Below are 3,595 nucleotides of genomic sequence, written 5' to 3' on the forward strand. Positions count from 1 at the left end.
CGACGACGAGTTGAGCGAGCCGCAGCCGGGCGCGCGGGGTCAGGGCGGCGTTAGCGTGGGACACGAAGGCCTCCGGTGGGTGAAGCGGTTCCTAGACAGCTCCACTTCACAACCGGAGGCCTTCGTCTGTCAGCCAGACTCACCGCCCCCGGACGGGACAACCTCCCTGGACATCACAACTAGGCGACCAGCTCCACGATCGTCGCGTTGGCGGTACCGCCGCCCTCGCACATGGTCTGCAGCCCGTAGCGGATCCCGCGGTCGCGCATGTGGTGCACCAGGCGGGTGAGCAGCACGGTGCCCGAGGCACCCAGCGGGTGCCCGACGGCGATCGCCCCGCCGAGCGGGTTGAGCACGGCGTCGTCGGCGCCCAGCTCGGCCTGCCAGGCCAGCGGGACCGGCGCGAACGCCTCGTTGACCTCACACGCGCCGATGTCACCGATCGACAGTCCGGAGCGCTTCAGCACCTTCTGCGTCGCCGGGATGGGGCCGGTCAGCATCCGCAGCGGGTCGGCGCCGGACACGGCCCCGGAGTGGTAGCGGACGATCGGGGTCAGGCCGAGCTCGCGGGCCTTCTCCGGGGTGGTGACCAGCACCGCCGACGCGCCGTCGGAGATCTGCGAGCTGTTCCCGGCGTGGATCACCCCGTCCGCGGAGAACGACGGCTTCAGCGCGGCCAGGGTGTCGGTGGTGGTCCCGCGGCGCAGGCCCTCGTCGGCGGTGAACCCGGGCGCCCCGGGTACCTCGACGAGCTGGTCGTCGAATGCGCCGGCGTCGATCGCGGCGGCGGCGAGCTCGTGGGACCGGGCGGCGTAGGTGTCGAGCCGGGTCCGCGACAGCGTCCAGTCCCGGGCGATCCGCTCGGCGCCGACACCCTGGTTGAAGTCGCCGTTCGGGAACTCCCCGGACTCCAGGTCGGCGCGGTAGCGCTCGCGCACCAGCGGTCCGTAGGGACGCCCCAGGTCGCGGCCCGCGCCCAGCGGAACCCGGGTCATCGACTCCACCCCACCGGCGACGACGACGTCGTACTGCCCGGCCAGCACCATCCCGGCCGCGAAGTCGAACGAGGACTGGCTCGACCCGCACGCCCGGTTCACCGTCACCCCGGGCACCGACTCCGGCCAGCCCGCGGCGAGCAGGGCGTAGCGGCCGATCTGCGCGGCCTGGTCGCCGACCTGGTTCACGCAGCCCCACACGACGTCGTCGACGACGGCGGGGTCGATCCCGGTCCGCTCGGCCAGGGCGGTCAGCACGGCGGCGGACAGGTCGACCGGGTGGACCTCGGCCAGCGAGCCCTTCCGCTTCCCGATCGGTGTGCGGACGGCGGCACAGACGACGGCCTCGGGCATGACGGGTCCTCCTCGGTCACCGGTGACACGACTCGTTCGCGACGCTAAGCCATCGCAGGGGATCGGCGCTGAGAGGGCGGTCACACCATCGGATGCGCATCAGGTGTCGAGCGGCTCTGGATCGATGAGGTACCGTCTCCTCGTACGCGAAGGGGAGTAGCTCCCAACGCTGCGCTCGACATACTGGTCCGCCTCGTACTGCGACGGCCGACCCGGGTGCAGCGGCCTGACCACCACCAGGCGAGCGAGACCTTCGATCCGGATACACCGGATCGAGGGCACCCATCCTCGGTCCGGTCGAGATCGAGGGATGGACATGGATGGATTCCTGATCGCGTTCGCGGTCAGCTTCGGCGTCATCTTCGTGGCCGAGCTGGGCGACAAGTCGCAGCTCATGGCCCTCACGTTCGCGACGCGCTTCAATGCGATCCCGGTCCTGATCGGGATCACGATCGCCACCTCGGTGACCCACCTCGTGTCGGTCGCCGTCGGCTACGGCCTGGGTGCGTCGATCCCGACCGGCTGGATCGCGCTGGTCGCCGCGATCGCCTTCCTGGCGTTCGGCGCCTGGACGCTGCGCGGTGACAGCCTCTCCGAGGACGAGGAGGCCAAGGCCAGGCGGGCCGGCGGGTCCGCCGTCGTCGCAGCGTCGGTCGCGTTCTTCCTCGCCGAGCTCGGTGACAAGACGATGCTCGCGACGATCACCCTGGCCGCCCAGCACGGCACCCTCGCCGGGTCGATCGGCATCTGGGCCGGGTCCACGGCCGGCATGGTCGCCGCGGACGCGCTGGCCATCGTCGTCGGGCGCCAGCTCGGCAAACGGCTCCCGGAGCGGGCCATCTCGATCGGCGCCGCGGTGATGTTCTTCGTCTTCGGCGCCTGGCTGCTGTACGAGGCCGTCCCGCAGGTGTGGGGCGAGAACGCCTGGGCCCGCGTGTTCGACGTCGCCGGGCACCACGGGCTCGGGTGGGCCGCGCTGGTGCTGGGGGCGCTCGCCGTGGGCGTCGGGCTGTGGTTCCGCGGTCGCGCGCACCGTGCCCGCGGGGAGCGCAGGCTCGACGTCGCCCGGAACCCGGGCAGCCCGGCCTGGTGGGCCCGCACGCTGTTCGTGCTGGCCGCGGTCCTCGGCTTCGGGGCGCCGCTGCTGGTGGCCCTCGACGTGCTGCAGCCGATCTCGGTGCTGGCCCGGCCGGCGGTCGCCGTCGTCGGGGCGGGGCTGCTGCTGCTCGGGTTCGCCGTCGTCGCGGTCGCGATGCTGCAGCTCGGCACGGTGTGGCGCCGCTCGGCCGCCGAGGCCGGTGCGGCCGCGGCCGGGGACCCGGACGCCGCACGACGCCCGGTGCTCGCCACCGGCGGGATCTACCGCCGTGTCCGCAACCCCGCGCTGACCGGCCTGATCGTCGGGTGCGCCGGGATGCTGTTCATGGCCCCGACGCTGCTCGGTGTGCTCGCCGGGGTGCTGATCCTGGTCGCGGTGCAGATCCAGGCCCGCGCGGTCTACGAGCCCGGCCTGGGCAGTGCACTGGGCCCCGAGTACGCCGAGTACCGCGCCCGGACCGGCCGGTTCCTCCCGCGGGTCCGCACCGACCGCACCCCCGCGGGCGAGGGCGACCGCACGACCGTCGGCTGAGCGTCGCGCCGACGGCCCCGCCGACTCCACGACCCAGCTGATTCCACGACCCGCCGACGCTTCGAGACCGATGACTCCGCGGCACCGCCGCGCGACGACACCGCCCGCCCCTGTGCGATCGGGGCGGGCGGTGTCGTGTCCGGGGGATCCCGGGATCAGGTGTACCAGGTCGGCTCGGGCAGCTCGTCGCGCAGCACCCACGCCCCGACCTCGCGCCGCTTGTAGGCGACCGGGTCGTGCAGGGTGTGGGTGCGCACGTCGCGCCAGAAGCGGTCGAAGCCGAGCTCGGTCCGGGTCGCCCGCGCGCCGAGTCCCTCGAAGATCCCGCCGGTGATCTCCAGCGCGACCTCGGTGGCCCGCGCCTTCACCGCGGCGACGCGCACCTCGTGCTCGCCGCGCTGCTCGGCGGTCACGGCGTCGGCGTCGTCGTGCAGCCGCTGCTGCTCGGCCGCGACGGCGTCGGCCAGCGCCTCCACCGCCCAGAGCTTGGCCGTGTAGTCGCCGTAGAGGTCGAGCTGGTAGGGCTCGTCGACGGCCCGTGTCAACGGCGGGTTGGGAGTAACCCCGTAACGACGGATTGGGACTGACCCCCTTGTCGGGTGTTCAGTCGTTGCTG

The 3,595-nt window shown here is 73.0% G+C and carries 3 protein-coding genes; 1 reads left to right on the forward strand and 2 read right to left on the reverse strand.

All coding sequences use genetic code 11. From position 1 onward, the window contains the following. Positions 1–179: 179 nt before the first annotated feature. The gene (locus FVA95_RS27905; protein WP_060710920.1) at positions 180–1,349 is read right to left on the reverse strand and encodes a thiolase family protein; all 1,170 of its coding nucleotides are present in this window, start codon (positions 1,347–1,349) and stop codon (positions 180–182) included. A 316-nt stretch (positions 1,350–1,665) separates the two neighbouring features. Here FVA95_RS27905 and FVA95_RS27910 point away from each other — a divergent pair, with 316 nt between their 5' ends. Continuing rightward, the gene (locus FVA95_RS27910; RefSeq protein WP_149666797.1) at positions 1,666–2,979 is read left to right on the forward strand and encodes a TMEM165/GDT1 family protein; all 1,314 of its coding nucleotides are present in this window, start codon (positions 1,666–1,668) and stop codon (positions 2,977–2,979) included. A gap of 155 nt (positions 2,980–3,134) precedes the next feature. On the opposite strand, the gene FVA95_RS27915 is transcribed toward FVA95_RS27910, so the two are convergent. Then, on the reverse strand, positions 3,135–3,524 hold the full coding sequence (locus FVA95_RS27915; protein ID WP_240051783.1) for an acyl-CoA dehydrogenase family protein: 390 nt from the start codon (positions 3,522–3,524) through the stop codon (positions 3,135–3,137). Between the last annotated feature and the right edge of the window lie 71 nt (positions 3,525–3,595).

Origin of the sequence: Pseudonocardia sp. EV170527-09, from assembly GCF_008369905.1 — a bacterium.
Lineage (GTDB): Bacteria > Actinomycetota > Actinomycetes > Mycobacteriales > Pseudonocardiaceae > Pseudonocardia.

Bases quoted from the DNA above. Each gene is read 5' to 3' on its own strand.
- FVA95_RS27905 (WP_060710920.1), bottom strand. From the start codon at position 1,349: ATGCCCGAGGCCGTCGTCTGTGCCGCCGTCCGCACACCGATCGGGAAG.
- FVA95_RS27910 (WP_149666797.1), top strand. From the start codon at position 1,666: ATGGATGGATTCCTGATCGCGTTCGCGGTCAGCTTCGGCGTCATCTTC.